Raw genomic sequence first — 13,457 nt, 5'->3', positions numbered from 1 at the left:
CCAGCTCCAACTCTCTTCTCACTCCTCCCGACTCACTCCTGATCCTCCCCCCAGGAGTACAATAGCCCCCATGGACGTTATCCTCGCCAACCCCCGTGGCTTCTGCGCCGGCGTCGACCGCGCGATCGAGATCGTCAAGCGCGCCATCGAGACGCTCGGCGCGCCGATCTACGTGCGCCATGAAGTCGTGCACAACCGCTTCGTGGTCGACGACCTCAAGCATCGCGGTGCGGTCTTCGTCGAAGAACTCGACGAAGTGCCCGACGGCGCGACGGTGATCTTCAGCGCCCACGGCGTCTCCAAGGCCGTGCGCGAAGAAGCCGAGCGTCGCGGCCTCAAAGTCTTCGACGCCACTTGTCCGCTGGTGACCAAGGTCCACCTCGAAGTCTCGCGCCATTGCCGCGCCGGCCGCGACGTGATCCTGATCGGCCACGAAGGCCACCCGGAAGTCGAAGGCACGATGGGCCAATGGCGGCGCGAAGCCGGTTCCGGCCGGATCTACCTGGTCGAGGACATCGAAGACGTCGCCGCGCTCGAGGTCGACCAACCCGGGAACCTGGCCTACACCACCCAGACCACTTTGTCGGTCGACGACACCCGCGCGGTGATCGAGGCCATGCGCGCCAAGTACCCGGCGATCCAGGGCCCGCGCCACGACGACATCTGCTACGCCACCCAGAACCGCCAGGACGCCGTGCGCCAGCTGGCCGAGCGCTGCGACCTGGTGCTGGTGGTCGGCTCGCCGAACAGCTCCAATTCCAACCGCCTGCGCGAGCTGTCCGAGCGCGAGGGCGTCGAGGCCCACCTGATCGACGGCGCCATCGAGATCGACCCGAACTGGGTCCGCGGGCGCAAGCGCATCGGCATCACCGCCGGCGCCTCGGCCCCGGAGGTGCTGGTCCGGGGGGTCATCGAGCGCCTGCGCGAGCTGGGCGCCGAGCGGGTCAACGAACTGGAAGGGGAGCCCGAGAACATGGTCTTCGCCCTGCCCAAGGAACTGCGTCTGCAACTGGTCAATTGACCGCCCGGGCCCTGGCGCCCTAGAATCACCGCCTTCGCCGGAATAGCTCAGTTGGTAGAGCGGCGCATTCGTAATGCGTAGGTCGTAGGTTCGATTCCTATTTCCGGCACCACGTAACCCCGAAGGCAAAGCAACCGCCCGGCCAACGATCCAACGGCCGTCCGCCTTCCGGAGCCGTACTCAAAGCCCCGCCGAAAGCGGGGCTTTTTGTATTGATCGTCAGTAGCCCGCTGAAACTGAAGCGAAAGGCAAAGCAACCGCCCGGCCAACAATCCAACGGCCGTCCGCCTTCTGGACCGTACTGAAAGCCCCGCCGAAAGCGGGGCTTTTTGTATTGATCGTCAGTAGCCCGCTGAAACTGAAGCGAAAGGCAAAGCAACCGCCCGGCCGCCCATCCAATGGCCGTCCGCCTTCCGGAGCCGTACTGAAAGCCGCGCCGAAAGCGGGGCTTTTTTTGTGGCGCCGTCAGCGGCCTCGTTGAAGTGGAAGCGAAAGTGGCTCTTTGCCGCCCTGTAGAAAGCCTCGCGTCGTTCACGCCCACCTTCAAGCCGCGACTGCGGCATCGCCCAGCATTCCTTCGATTTCCCGCACGGAGCGTGTCCGCGGAACGGCTTTCGAGCACCAGGTCGGCGTGCATCGGAATCTCGGCAAGGGCAGGGCGGATCGATCGAAAGCGTTCCGGGCGGTCGAGCTCTCGCTCGCAATAGAAGAATCACATTCGTCACAGCCAAATCCATGCATAGACTCAAGGCCGTTTTGGCTGGCGCTTCGCTGTTCAGGCGGCGATTCCCCAGGGCCCCAAAAAACTGAACTCGCTGACTGGCATGCGGCAATGCCGTACAACCTTGACAGTCATCTAAAGCGAATGTGACGCTATTCCATTGGGGGGGCGCCAACCGGTGCCGGGCACGAATGAAGGGCGTTTCGAATGTCGCAAGGAAATGCGGCGCTTGCAGTCGTGGAAACGGCCGCCACGCCCTGCGATGACCAAGCCCTGATGGGGTTGGTCTTGGTGGCGCAGTTTCACGGAATCGCCGCCGACTCAGCGCAGCTCAGTCATCAGTTCGGAGGAAGCGAGGCGGCTTTCGACGACACGCGTCTGCTGCTGGTCGCCAAGCACCTCGGCCTCAAGGCCAGAATCGTCGCCCAGCCGGCTTCCCGCATCGCCATGGCCAGCCTGCCGGCGTTGGCACTGCTGCCTGAGGGGCAGGCTTTCATCGTCGCCAAAGTCAGCGGCGATGGAATCCTGATTCACGACCTGGCCGAAAAACGTCCGCGCGCGATTTCGCTCGCCGAGTTCGAGTCGCGCTATGCGGGCCGTCTGTTGCAGGTGGCATCGCGGGCTTCGGTTCTCGGCGAATTGGCCAAGTTCGATTTCAGCTGGTTCGTGCCGGCGGTGGTGAAGTACCGCAAGCTGTTGCTGGAAGTGTTCGCGGTGTCGTTCTTCATCCAGATGTTCGCCCTGATCACGCCGCTGTTCTACCAGGTGGTGATGGACAAGGTGCTGGTGCATCACGGCCTGACCACCTTGCACGTCATCGCAATCGGCCTGGTTTCGATTGCGGTGTTCGACGTGGTCCTGTCCGGGCTGCGGACCTATGTATTCGCGCACACCACCAGCAAGATCGATGTCGAACTGGGGGCCAGATTGTTCCGGCATATCCTGGCCTTGCCGCTCGCCTATTTCGAGTCGCGCCGCGTCGGCGACACCATGGCCCGCGTGCGGGAGTTAGAGAACATCCGCAACTTCCTGACCGGGCAGGCGCTGACGTCGATACTGGATCTGTTCTTCACCGTGGTGTTCCTGGCGGTGATGTTCTACTACAGCGGCTGGTTGACGCTGATCGTGGTGATCTCGTTGCCGGTCTATGCACTGTGGTCGGCATCGATCACGCCAGTGCTGCGCAAGCGCCTCAACGACAAGTTCGCACGCGGCGCCGACAATCAATCGTTCCTCGTCGAGACCATCAGCGGCATCGGCACGATCAAGGCGACCGCGGTGGACCCCCGCGTTACCCGCACCTGGGACAATCAACTCGCCGGCTATGTCGCCGCCGCATTCCGGGTCACCCGGTTGGCGACGATCGGCCAGCAGGGCGTGCAGCTCGTGCAGAAGCTGGTCAGCATCAGCATTCTGTTCTGGGGCGCGCAGTTGGTCATCGAGGGCAAGCTGTCGATCGGGCAGCTCATTGCGTTCAATATGCTGGCCGGCCAGGTGGCTGCGCCGATCATCCGGTTGGCGCAGCTGTGGCAGGATTTCCAGCAGGTCGGCATTTCGGTCGAGCGCCTCGGCGATATCCTCAATACCCGTACCGAGCTGCCCGGCAGTCGCATGACCTTGCCGGCGATACGCGGCCGCGTCAGTTTCGAGGACGTGACCTTCCGGTACCGACCCGACGCCGGCGAGGTGCTGAGCGGCATCAGTCTGGATATCGCCGCCGGCGAGGTGATCGGCATCGTCGGCCGCTCGGGTTCCGGTAAAAGCACGCTGACCAAGCTGGTGCAGCGTTTGTACGTGCCCGAGCGCGGGCGCGTGCTGGTCGATGGCCACGACCTGGCGCTGGCCGATCCGGCCTGGTTGCGCCGTCAACTCGGCGTAGTGCTGCAGGAGAACTTCCTGTTCAACCGCAGCGTGCGCGAGAACATCGCGTTGTCGGACCCGGGGTTGCCGCTGGATCGCGTGATCCAGGCGGCCGAACTGGCGGGTGCGCACGATTTCATCGTCGAACTCCCGGAAGGTTACGACACCAAGGTCGGCGAGCACGGCACCGGGCTGTCGGGCGGTCAGCGACAACGCGTGGCCATTGCCCGGGCCTTGATCACCAATCCGCGAATTCTCATTTTCGATGAAGCCACCAGTGCGCTCGACTACGAGTCCGAACATGCGGTCATGGCCAATATGCGTGCGATCTGCAAAGGACGCACGGTGCTGATCATCGCTCATCGTCTGTCTACCGTGCGCCACGCCAACCGCATCGTCGTGCTCGAGAAGGGGCGCATCGTCGAAAGCGGTTCGCATGCCGAACTGTTGGAGAAGCCCGACGGTCACTATGCGTATCTACATCGGTTGCAGCAGGGATGAGGCCATGAAGCACGTTTTTCAGGCCCTGGGCGATTTCGCCGCGCGCTATGGCCGCGTGTTCAAGATGGCGTGGTCCGTGCGCGACAAGCTCGATCCGCCCAAGCGCAGCCCGGATGAGCTGGCCTTCCTGCCGGCGCACCTGGAGCTGATCGAGACGCCGATATCGCCGCTGCCGCGCTGGACGATGCGCATCATCGTCGCCTTCTTCTGCGTAGCCTTGCTGTGGGCCTGCTTCGGCAAGCTCGACATCGTCGCGGTGGCGCAAGGCAAGACGGTGGCCGACTCGCGGACGAAGGTTGTGCAGTCCGCCGAGACGGCGGTGGTGCGGCGCATTCTGGTGCGCGATGGCGAATCGGTGAAACAGGGGCAGTTGCTGATCGAGCTCGACGCTACCGCGACCGCCGCGGACTACGAAAAGGCGGGGGAAACCCTGGTCAATGCGAGACTGGCCGAACTGCGACTGGCTGCGTTGGCCAGCGCCATCGACGGGCGCGGCACGGCGATTTTGGCGACGGAGCCCGGCCTGCCGGCGGTGCGGTTCCAGTCCGAGCAGCAACTGGCCCATAGCGAATTCCAGGCGTTCAGCGCCAAGCGCGACAATCTCCAGGCAGTTATCGCCCAGCGCAAGGCCGAGCTGCAGACGGTGCAATCCCTGATCGGCCCACTGCAGCAAAGCGCGTTGATCGCCAAGGGCCGCGCGGACGACTACGCCAAGCTGGTCGAGGGCAAATACGTCGGTCGCCATGAGTATCTGTTGCGCGAACAGGAGCGCATCGCCGCCGAGCGCGATCTCGCCGCACAACGCAGCCGCCTGCATGAAACGCAGTCCGCTCTGGACAGCGCCCAGGAACAACTCAAAGTGCTGGTCGCCGACACGCGCCAACAGACCCTGGACGGGCTGCGTGGAGCGCGCGAACAGGTCCAGCAGTTCGCCCCGGAAGTGGCCAAGACCGCGCAGCGCGACAAGTTGATGCAATTGCGCGCCCCGGTCGCCGGTACGGTTCAGCAGTTGGCCGTGCATACCGTCGGCGGCGTCATCACGCCTGCGCAGCCTCTATTGGCCGTGGTGCCCAATGAGGAAGCCCTGGAAATCGAGGCCACGGTACTCAACAAGGACATCGGCTTCGTCCGCGCCGGACAGGCGGTAACGGTGAAGATCGAGAGCTTTCCTTATACGCGTTATGGCTATCTGAGCGGCCGAGTCGAAAGCGTGTCGCATGACGCCGCGCAAGACGAAAAGCTGGGTTTGGTGTTTCCGGCACGGGTACGCCTGGCGGAGGCCTCGCTGAAGATCGATGGCGTCGAGGTCCGACTGACGCCAGGCATGGCCTTGAGCGTGGAGATCAATACCGGAAAGCGCCGCGTCATCGACTATCTGCTCAGTCCATTGCAGCAGCATACGAGCGAGGCTTTGAGGGAGCGGTAATTGCCAGGTAGGCAAGTGTGATGATTCGAATCAAATTTGAGCTGCGGATCGTTCTTGAGTCGGCGAACTGCCACCTCCCTTGTTCTCGTGCCGATTACGACTGCCGGGGCCGCTTGCGCGACGTGTCGTGTCACAAGCAACAACGATGACTCGGGCGCCAGCTGAAGGGCCCCGCTAGAGTCGTCAGGCCTCTCGTTCCTTTCACGGGCGTCGGACTGCCTCGTTCCTACTGACGGCCCTCGGCCGGCGCAGCGTTGGCGGGTGGACCGCAGAAACGGCGACGGCGCGGGGAGATTTCGCCATTCCGACACGAGGGATACCGTCATGGGCAATTATTGGCCCGAGCAAAACTTCGACACTGGTAAGTTCCATCTGCAATTGCACCCGTATCTCGCCGTGCCCGAGAACGTATTCGCGTCGGGAGCCGCGTTGCAATACGGCGGCGACTTCAAGGCGCGTTTCTCGCGCGCTGCGCCGCAGAGCAACGAGATCGGGCTGATCCAGCTGATCTTTCCGCAGACGGCGGTGTTCCCGAAGACCCAGGTCCGCAAGTGGAACGTCGACAAGCGCGACCCGACTCCCGGGAAAACGATGATGCGTCAATGCCTGTACAGCGAGCCGGGTGCCTTCGTCGGCGCGCATTCGCAGTACTACGCGGGCCAGCCGACCCGCTATCTGTCGCCGACCGATTGCTGGCTGATCGATACCCCGCGCGAGTTCAACAGCCGTTTCGTCAACGGCCGCTTCGAGGGCGATACCACCACCAAATTCGCCAACTACGTGGTCGACATGCCGAGCGGCAAGGTATTCGACCAGGGCATGGTATGGGGCTATCACGCGGTCCAGAACTCCAAGAAGCTCAACGAGTTCGAACCGGTGGTGGTGGCGCCGAAGGAGTCGCGCTTGCGCGAGAATAACGAGCACCTCGACGCCATCGCGCGTTTCCTGAACATCAGCCGGGATCAGGTGAAGAGCTACATAGCTTAGGGAAGCCGTCCGCATGCCGCGCAGCGAAATCGTTCGGCGGTCGTCAAATGCAAAACCCCGCTGCAGCGGGGTTTTGTGCAGGACCGGAGCGAAAGTTCGTAGCTTCGCCGTTAAACCCGAAGTCCCAGTACGGCGGTAGCCGGATGAATGTGCTCGCCCCTGGTATTAGCGTTCAGATTGGAACGCCTGTGTCGCAATGCCTGAGACCTTGCCTTGTCAAGCTGCAGGGCAGCACGGAGTCCTGCATTTCTGTCATCAACTTGCATAGAACTTGAATCCAAGATCAGCAACCGGCGTCGCTTCACCAAATCGCTATTTCTTCTTCACCTTTTTTTATCGGGCCGATCGACACCATGCGCCGGCTTGCAGCAAATACAGCAAAGGCACTGATGAAAATGCGCGTAGACGTATTCGTGGTGGGTGAGGACGAGGGTTATGTGGTCGCGCCTGCCGACAGCTGGCTGCCGCTGGACGAAATGAAGGCCCTCGGCGCCTTGCGCTTCGGTTGGACGATCGACACTTCGATGGCGATGCCGAAGCTGGACTGGCACACCATCGCCAAGGACATCGACGCGCGCGGCTACAGCATCGTGGCCTCGCACGACGTCGGCGGCCTGCTGGCGATCCCGCAGCAGAACCTGCTCGCGATCTATCCCGAGCAGCACCGGCCGGTCGCGGCCTGATTCCTGCGTGGATAGGGGCGGCATTGGTTCGGAGAGGGCGATGGCGTTCGAGGGCGGCTGCCGGCAAGTCTCCCTCCGGACATGCTCGGGTCCTGGATCTTCGGGTCCCGTGCGCCATCCGGTATGTATCGAGTGCGCGATGCTCTTTCAGAAGCATCACGCAGCTATCGACGCTTGCGGTTCTCACTGAACGGTGCAGGTCAACAGGAACGTGAGGCTAGCGTCAGCCGGGAAGGTAGGGATCACCAGTCCGCTGCCCTGCAGTCCGGCTACGTCCACCGCGGCCGGACATACCGCGCCGCCGCTGGCAGTGCACGTCGCCGTGACGCAGCCAAGCCCTGCCGTGGCCTGGTCGCGGATCACGGCTCCGTCGGCCCTATCGGGTCCCGCATTCTTCACTACGATGGTGTAGGCGGTGCTGCTGCCCGGTGCCAGGGTGTCGTTGGTCTGGTCCACTTCGCCATTCAATCCCGGCGTATTGGTCTTGGTGATCGACAGATCGGCAATTCGGCGGGTATTGGTATAGGTACAGGTGATGTGCTCACCCGTATCCAGGTCGATCGCGGCCGTACCCGTACCCAGGTTTGCCGTGGTGCCGCTGTCCGGATCGGTGCAGCTCAGTTCACTCAGGCTCCAGCCCGGTACAGCGCTTTCCGTCACCGTGTAGCTGCCCGCGGTAAGGCCGGTGAAAGTTCGGGTATTGGATAGCGTGGCGTCGCCATCGTCGTCCAGGGTGAACCCGCTCAGTCCGTCGCCGGTCGTGTTGAAGACGAAGTCCTGTGCATCATCGGGCAGCGCATCCTTGACGATGGTGATCGTCGAGGACGGCAGAACCACCAGGCAGACGGGAGTCAACGCGTTCACCACATTGCTGCTGGAGGCGATGTTCGCCGCCGAATTGGTGAAAGCGCTCGGGTTGGACGCGCAATCGGCATTGGTCTGCCCGGCGACATTGGTGATGGCGACCGTCACGGTGCAGGTCTGCCCGGCTCCGACGGACGCTCCGGACAAGCTCACCTGGGCCGATCCCGGCGTAGCGACGACGCTTCCTCCGCTGCAGGTCGTGGTGGCCGCGTTCGGTGTGGCGACGACGATCGAGCTGGGCAGGGCATCGATGAAGCCGATCCCGGTCATGCCGACACTGCCGGTCACCGTGTTGTCGATCGTCCAGGTGTAAGTGGCGATGCCGCCGGCGTTGATGGAAACGGGAGCCAACGCCTTGGTCAGCTTCGGCAGGGCGATATCGATGGAGATGAAATAGGCGCCGTTCGCTAGGTATTCGGTGGTGCTCGAGCTCAGCCGAACGTTAATGGGCGTGCTGGAATTCGGCAGGATGCCGCCGACATTGAAGATGTCGCTGTCGTACTGCCACGATTCCGCAGGTTGGTAAAGGCCTGTATAGGCACTGATGGGGCTGCGGGTAGTCTGATTGCCCGACAAGGCCGGGCCTCCGTCGGCGGCTACATTGTTCATCGGCGCCCAGGCGACAGAACTGTTCATGACATCCGTGGTCGAGCCAGTGCTAGGGTCGGCCAGCGCCGTGCCGGCAGCGCTGGCGAGTCCGAAACGCAGGCTGTCGCTGGAGCCGCGGTCGCCGTAGCTGCCGGTCAGGCCGACGACGGCCTTGACCGGGCCGCTCGACGGCACCTGAATGCCCAGAATGTCCGTGATGAGACCACCGGTTATGTAGGCGACCCAAGCATCCGAGACGGTAATGGAACGCGCCGGCGAATTCGGATTCGTATACACCACGATGATCGACCATCCGCCCATGCGGTCCAGGTCAAACGGTCCGCTGAATGGAAGCGGCGACGGGTCGGCCAGGAAGAATCGCCCGGCAGTTCCACCGCTAGCCGATGTGTTGTAAGCGTTTGGATTGATGCGGCCGGTGATGTCCCAGGCCATCTGACGATAGTCGCCAATGGCCGGCTGATTTGCGGTATTGGCGGTGACGAAGCCTGCGGATGCGCTGGTCAGCGTGGTGTAGCTGGCATCTCCCGGTGCAGCGAATTTGACGGAGTTCATCACGGGCTCTGGAGCACCGTTGTACATCGACATTTCGGTATAGAGATAGGCTTTCACGATGGTGGAGCCGGGCGGCAGGATCAGATCGGCATAGGTCGAGTGGGTCGATTGCGGGCCCAGGATGGTGGCGTTATCGACATCCGGCACCAATACGGGCGGGGCGGCGCCGATCGAATAGAACCACGAGTTGCCGAACATGCTCGCGCCACCGACGATATTTTGTTGGTAGCGCTTGGTCGTCGTCGTCGTTTGTGCCGGGGCCGCCGTGCATGCGAAGAGTAGGGCGATCAGGAGAGAGAGACTGCACAAGGCGCGGGGTCGATTACGACTTTGGTCGTATTCGGGAACGACTGCCCGTGTGACGGTGAAGCCGGTGACTCGGGACCATATGCCGGAAAAGAGCCGTTTGTATCTCCAATGTAAATGGGGAACGGCAACTTTCGATGTTGTGTAAGACATCTTTGAACCTCGGTCGAAGTGGTCGTGGCGAGGCCCGAAAATCGCGGAGGCGATGTTGTGCGTGATGGCGTTGCTGCTGATCTCGACGCAGCGCAAAGTGTTCGGGGCCGTTAGTCGAGTAGAAGAAGGGCGAGCATTCCGGACATCGATTGCCGGTTTGAAGCCTTAGACATAAGTCGAAGCTCGCGGCTCACTTGGAAGTTCAAGTGCTGGAGTAGAAGTGTCGAAACCGAAGCGAGCGCCCGCTGTGGCAGGGCTGCGGGGGGTTGAACGCTGAAATGCGCAGCGTTCAAGGGCGCGGTATCGCGCTGCAGGCGCTAGACGAAAGTCGAAGCCAGCCGCTCCGTTTTAGAGTTCGGATGCAGGCGTAGAGTCATCGAAACTTGGGGAATTGGAGGATGTCGAGGCGAAGGCAGTCCGGCTGAAGTCGATCTGCATGGGGCGACACTGGAGCGCGTCGCGTTCATTGATGAGCGCGCATACGGCATCGTTGCCTTGCGCAAGCCGGTGACCTGCCGGTCGTTCCAGGTCGGAACCCGTTGGCGTCAATCCTGAACACTGCCGGCCAGTGAGGCCCGACTGATCGACGCGGGTCGAATGGTACCCGCCGATTGGTGCCAGCCGAAACGAGTCAAGACAGGGCGACTGGAGGCACTCAAGGCGTATGTGGCGAGGCGGTCGGACGAGGTCCGGCGCTTCGCTGCATCGACACGGACCAGTCCGGTCCGCCGTTTAGCCGGCTCGGACATCGGTGATCCATCGCTTCGCGGCTCCCTCGGCTCGGTCCGCGCGATGGTGGCGTCCGGCTATCCGGCTCGATCAATTGCGCGGCCCATCTCGCAGCATGCGACGGCGAGCGGCTACAGTGCGGCTTCGTGCCGCATCGTTGCCAGTCGTCTACCCATGTCGAATCCGCCCATGTCGAATATGTCCAAATCGCCCGGCAAGTCCGCCGCCAAGGCCGCCCGCACGGCCTACGTCTGTTCGGAGTGCGGCGCCGACTACAACAAATGGCAGGGGCAGTGCGGCGAATGCGGCGGCTGGAATACCCTCAGCGAGTTCATCGTCGAACCGGCGGTCAAAGCCGGCTCGGGCGGCGGCGGAGTGGCCGCCAGCCGCCGTTCGAGTTGGGCCGGACGCGTCGATGCGCCCGCGGTGACCGCGTTGAAGGACGTACGCCATAGCGAGGAATCGCGGGTCAGCACCGGCATCGGCGAGTTCGACCGTGTCCTCGGCGGCGGCCTGGTGCACGGCGCGGTCGTGCTGGTCGGCGGCGACCCCGGTATCGGCAAATCGACCCTGCTGCTGCAGGCGATCACCCGCATGGCCCAGACCCTGCCGGGTTTGTACGTCACCGGCGAAGAGTCGCTGTCGCAAGTCGCCGGCCGCGCGGCCCGGCTCGGCTTGCCGCTCGACGGCGTGCATGCCCTGGCCGAAACCGGCGTCGAGCGCATCCTCGAACACGCCGCGGCGACCAAGCCGGCGCTGATCGTCGCCGACTCGGTGCAAACCCTGTGGACCGAGCAATTGGGCGCGGCGCCCGGTTCGGTCAGCCAGGTGCGAGAGAGTGCGGCGCGCTTGGTGCGCTACGCCAAGGAGACCGGTACCGCGGTGTTCCTGGTCGGCCACGTGACCAAGGAGGGCGGCATCGCCGGCCCGCGCGTGCTCGAGCACATGGTCGATGCGGTGCTGTATTTCGAAGGCGAGAGCGGCAGCCGTTTCCGCGTGCTGCGCGCATTCAAGAACCGCTTCGGCGCGGTCAACGAGCTCGGCGTGTTCGCGATGAGCGACAAGGGCCTGCGCGAAGTGCCGAACCCCTCGGCGATCTTTCTCTCCGGCAGCCGCAGCCCGCAGCCGGGCAGTTGCGTGATGGTCACGCGCGAAGGCACCCGGCCGTTGTTGGTCGAAGTGCAGGCCCTGGTCGATTCCTCGCCGCTGTCGAACCCGCGCCGGGTCGCGGTCGGCATGGAGCAGAACCGCCTGGCGATGCTGCTGGCCGTGCTGCATCGCCACGGCGGCATCTCGGTCGGCGACCAGGACGTGTTCGTCAACGTGGTCGGCGGCATCCGCGTGCAGGAAACCGCGGCCGATCTGCCGGTGCTGCTGGCGGTGTTGTCCTCGCTGCGCGACCAGCCCCTGGCCGAGCACACCGTCGCCTTCGGCGAAGTCGGCCTGTCCGGCGAGATCCGGCCGGTGCCGAACGGCGAGGACCGACTCAAGGAGGCCGCAACCCACGGCTTCAAGCGCGCCATCGTGGCCAAGGGCAACGCCCCGCGCGGCAGCCGTATCGGCGAGATGGACGTGATCGCGGTCGAGCGCCTGTCCGAGGCCTTGGATGCGGCGTGAGCGACACTGAGCGCAAACTAGCCGCACCAAGCGGGTTCGCCCGCTGGATATCGATCGTGCTGCACCCGTTCGCGGTTTTCATCGGCCTGACGATGATCAGCGTGCGGGTGCTCGCGCCGCAGGCGTTCTGGTCGGCGCTGTGCGGGGTCGCGGTGGCGGTGTTGGTGAGCTGGGCCTTCGTGGCGCAGCGTCGCCGGGGCGGGCATTGGTCGACCGTGGACGCCTCGCATCCCAGCGAGCGGCCGCTGCTGTATGCGGTGCTGCTGGTGGTGTTGGCGGTGTGCTGGTGGTGGATGCGCGAACGCGCGGCGCCGATGGGGCAGGGGATACTCGCGGTCGCGGCGATGCTGGTCGCGGCGGCCTTGCTCAATCGCTGGATCAAGCTGTCCCTGCATATGGCGAGCCTCGCGTTCGCCGGGGTGTCGCTGTTTTCGCTGCAGCCGGCGCTGGCGATCGTTGCGCTGTTGTTGCTGCCGTTGTTGGCCTGGTCGCGCCTGAAACTGGCGCGACATACGCGGGCCGAAACGATCGGCGGGGCGCTGCTGGGCGCAGCGTTCGCCTGTGGCCTGCAGGTCCTCGCCGGCTAGCCTCGTCGAGGCCCGACCGGCGAGTCGCGCTGAGCCGGGTTGAACCCAACCCGGTCGAGTTCAATCCGGATGAGGTCGAACCGGCTGTGATCAATCCGGATGAGCTCAGGCCGCCGGTTTGGCCGCCTTGCCGTGCGCATTGATCAGTTCGACCAGTTTGGCCTCGTCGTAGCCCTGCAGGCTTTGGTCGCCGATGTACAAGGTCGGCACGCTCTTGATCTTCAGACCGTCGGCTTCGAGCTTGGCATCCTTGTCCTGGTCGATGATGCGTTCGACGAACTTGACGTTCTGCTTTTCGAGTACGGCGCGCGCCTGTTTGCAGAACGGGCAGGTCGACAGCGAGTACATCACCACGTCGCCGCCGGCCTTGGCGTAGACCGACGAGTAATCGCCCTGGGTCACCAGCGCGCCTCCACCGCCTCCGCTCTTGCCGAGCAGGCCGCTGTTGCGGACCAGGTAACCGGCACCTACGCCGAGGCCGAGCGCCAGTGCCACGACCAGGATCGTCGTCAGGATCGATTTGAAGTTCATTCCATGTCCTCGTAGAGCCGGAGCGTCCGCTGACCGGCATGGCTGTGATGGGTGATCGCGCAGGCCTGCGATCGCAGCCGCTGCACGGCGGTTGCGTGCGCCGACAGGCGATGCGAGGTATGCGGGTAGCGGCCAGTGCGGCGATCCGGGCGGGTGCCGGGCTTCGGGAGCGGTCGTAACGGAGGCGATGCGGCCTGCGCAGATAAGCCGGTGGAGGGCGTCAACGTCACTGTTGCTCCTGGTCCGTCACTGGACGTCCGGAGTTATAGCACCGCCGCGATCCGGCGCCATGGCCCTGACGCCATGCCGG

General features: G+C 63.8%; 9 protein-coding genes and 1 tRNA gene. 8 read left to right on the top strand and 2 right to left on the bottom strand.

What is annotated here, in order from left to right; all coding sequences use genetic code 11:
- The first annotated feature begins 70 nt into the window (after positions 1-70).
- The 6 genes from ispH (at position 71) to ACTOWK_RS01945 (ending at position 7,199) form a co-directional block, all read left to right on the top strand.
- Entirely contained in the window at positions 71-1,021 is a 951-nt protein-coding gene (gene ispH, locus ACTOWK_RS01970) for a 4-hydroxy-3-methylbut-2-enyl diphosphate reductase (protein WP_441328518.1), read from the top strand.
- Positions 1,022-1,057: 36 nt separating this feature from the next.
- A tRNA-Thr gene (locus tag ACTOWK_RS01965) sits at positions 1,058-1,133 on the top strand.
- Between the two features lie 816 nt (positions 1,134-1,949).
- Positions 1,950-4,103 carry a type I secretion system permease/ATPase gene (locus tag ACTOWK_RS01960; protein WP_441328517.1) on the top strand — a complete coding sequence of 718 codons (2,154 nt, stop codon included), beginning with the start codon at positions 1,950-1,952 and terminating at the stop codon, positions 4,101-4,103.
- A gap of 4 nt (positions 4,104-4,107) precedes the next feature.
- Entirely contained in the window at positions 4,108-5,529 is a 1,422-nt protein-coding gene (locus ACTOWK_RS01955) for an HlyD family type I secretion periplasmic adaptor subunit (protein WP_441328516.1), read from the top strand.
- Positions 5,530-5,853: 324 nt separating this feature from the next.
- Positions 5,854-6,516 carry a hypothetical protein gene (locus ACTOWK_RS01950; protein ID WP_441328515.1) on the top strand — a complete coding sequence of 221 codons (663 nt, stop codon included), beginning with the start codon at positions 5,854-5,856 and terminating at the stop codon, positions 6,514-6,516.
- Positions 6,517-6,905: 389 nt separating this feature from the next.
- Positions 6,906-7,199 carry a hypothetical protein gene (locus tag ACTOWK_RS01945; RefSeq protein ID WP_441328514.1) on the top strand — a complete coding sequence of 98 codons (294 nt, stop codon included), beginning with the start codon at positions 6,906-6,908 and terminating at the stop codon, positions 7,197-7,199.
- A gap of 183 nt (positions 7,200-7,382) precedes the next feature.
- Here ACTOWK_RS01945 and ACTOWK_RS01940 read toward each other — a convergent pair whose 3' ends face one another.
- The gene (locus ACTOWK_RS01940) at positions 7,383-9,683 is read right to left on the bottom strand and encodes a DUF7933 domain-containing protein (RefSeq protein WP_441328513.1); all 2,301 of its coding nucleotides are present in this window, start codon (positions 9,681-9,683) and stop codon (positions 7,383-7,385) included.
- 927 nt (positions 9,684-10,610) lie between these two features.
- Between ACTOWK_RS01940 and radA the strand changes: the two genes are divergently transcribed.
- Positions 10,611-12,029 (top strand): DNA repair protein RadA, encoded by a 1,419-nt coding sequence (gene radA / locus ACTOWK_RS01935; protein ID WP_441328658.1) that lies wholly within the window; start codon positions 10,611-10,613, stop codon positions 12,027-12,029.
- A complete protein-coding gene (locus ACTOWK_RS01930) occupies positions 12,026-12,616 on the top strand; it encodes a hypothetical protein (protein WP_441328512.1) in 591 nt (196 codons plus the stop codon). The genes radA and ACTOWK_RS01930 overlap by 4 nt, the downstream gene beginning before the upstream one ends.
- Positions 12,617-12,721: 105 nt before the next feature.
- On the opposite strand, the gene ACTOWK_RS01925 is transcribed toward ACTOWK_RS01930, so the two are convergent.
- Positions 12,722-13,147: a glutaredoxin family protein gene (locus ACTOWK_RS01925; protein ID WP_441328511.1), complete on the bottom strand. Its 426-nt coding sequence runs from the start codon at positions 13,145-13,147 to the stop codon at positions 12,722-12,724.
- Positions 13,148-13,457 lie beyond the last annotated feature (310 nt).

This window comes from Lysobacter sp. CA196 (genome assembly GCF_052078695.1).
In the GTDB taxonomy this organism is placed as follows: domain Bacteria; phylum Pseudomonadota; class Gammaproteobacteria; order Xanthomonadales; family Xanthomonadaceae; genus Lysobacter.
The sequence above is the reverse complement of the archived record's forward strand: the minus strand, read 5'-3'. Positions and strand labels throughout refer to the sequence as shown.

Excerpts from the sequence above, each read along its gene's own strand:
- ispH (WP_441328518.1), top strand. The coding sequence starts at position 71 with ATGGACGTTATCCTCGCCAACCCCCGTGGCTTCTGCGCCGGCGTCGAC.
- ACTOWK_RS01960 (WP_441328517.1), top strand. The coding sequence starts at position 1,950 with ATGTCGCAAGGAAATGCGGCGCTTGCAGTCGTGGAAACGGCCGCCACG.
- ACTOWK_RS01955 (WP_441328516.1), top strand. The coding sequence starts at position 4,108 with ATGAAGCACGTTTTTCAGGCCCTGGGCGATTTCGCCGCGCGCTATGGC.
- ACTOWK_RS01950 (WP_441328515.1), top strand. The coding sequence starts at position 5,854 with ATGGGCAATTATTGGCCCGAGCAAAACTTCGACACTGGTAAGTTCCAT.
- ACTOWK_RS01945 (WP_441328514.1), top strand. The coding sequence starts at position 6,906 with ATGAAAATGCGCGTAGACGTATTCGTGGTGGGTGAGGACGAGGGTTAT.
- ACTOWK_RS01940 (WP_441328513.1), bottom strand. The coding sequence starts at position 9,683 with ATGTCTTACACAACATCGAAAGTTGCCGTTCCCCATTTACATTGGAGA.
- radA (WP_441328658.1), top strand. The coding sequence starts at position 10,611 with ATGTCCAAATCGCCCGGCAAGTCCGCCGCCAAGGCCGCCCGCACGGCC.
- ACTOWK_RS01925 (WP_441328511.1), bottom strand. The coding sequence starts at position 13,147 with ATGAACTTCAAATCGATCCTGACGACGATCCTGGTCGTGGCACTGGCG.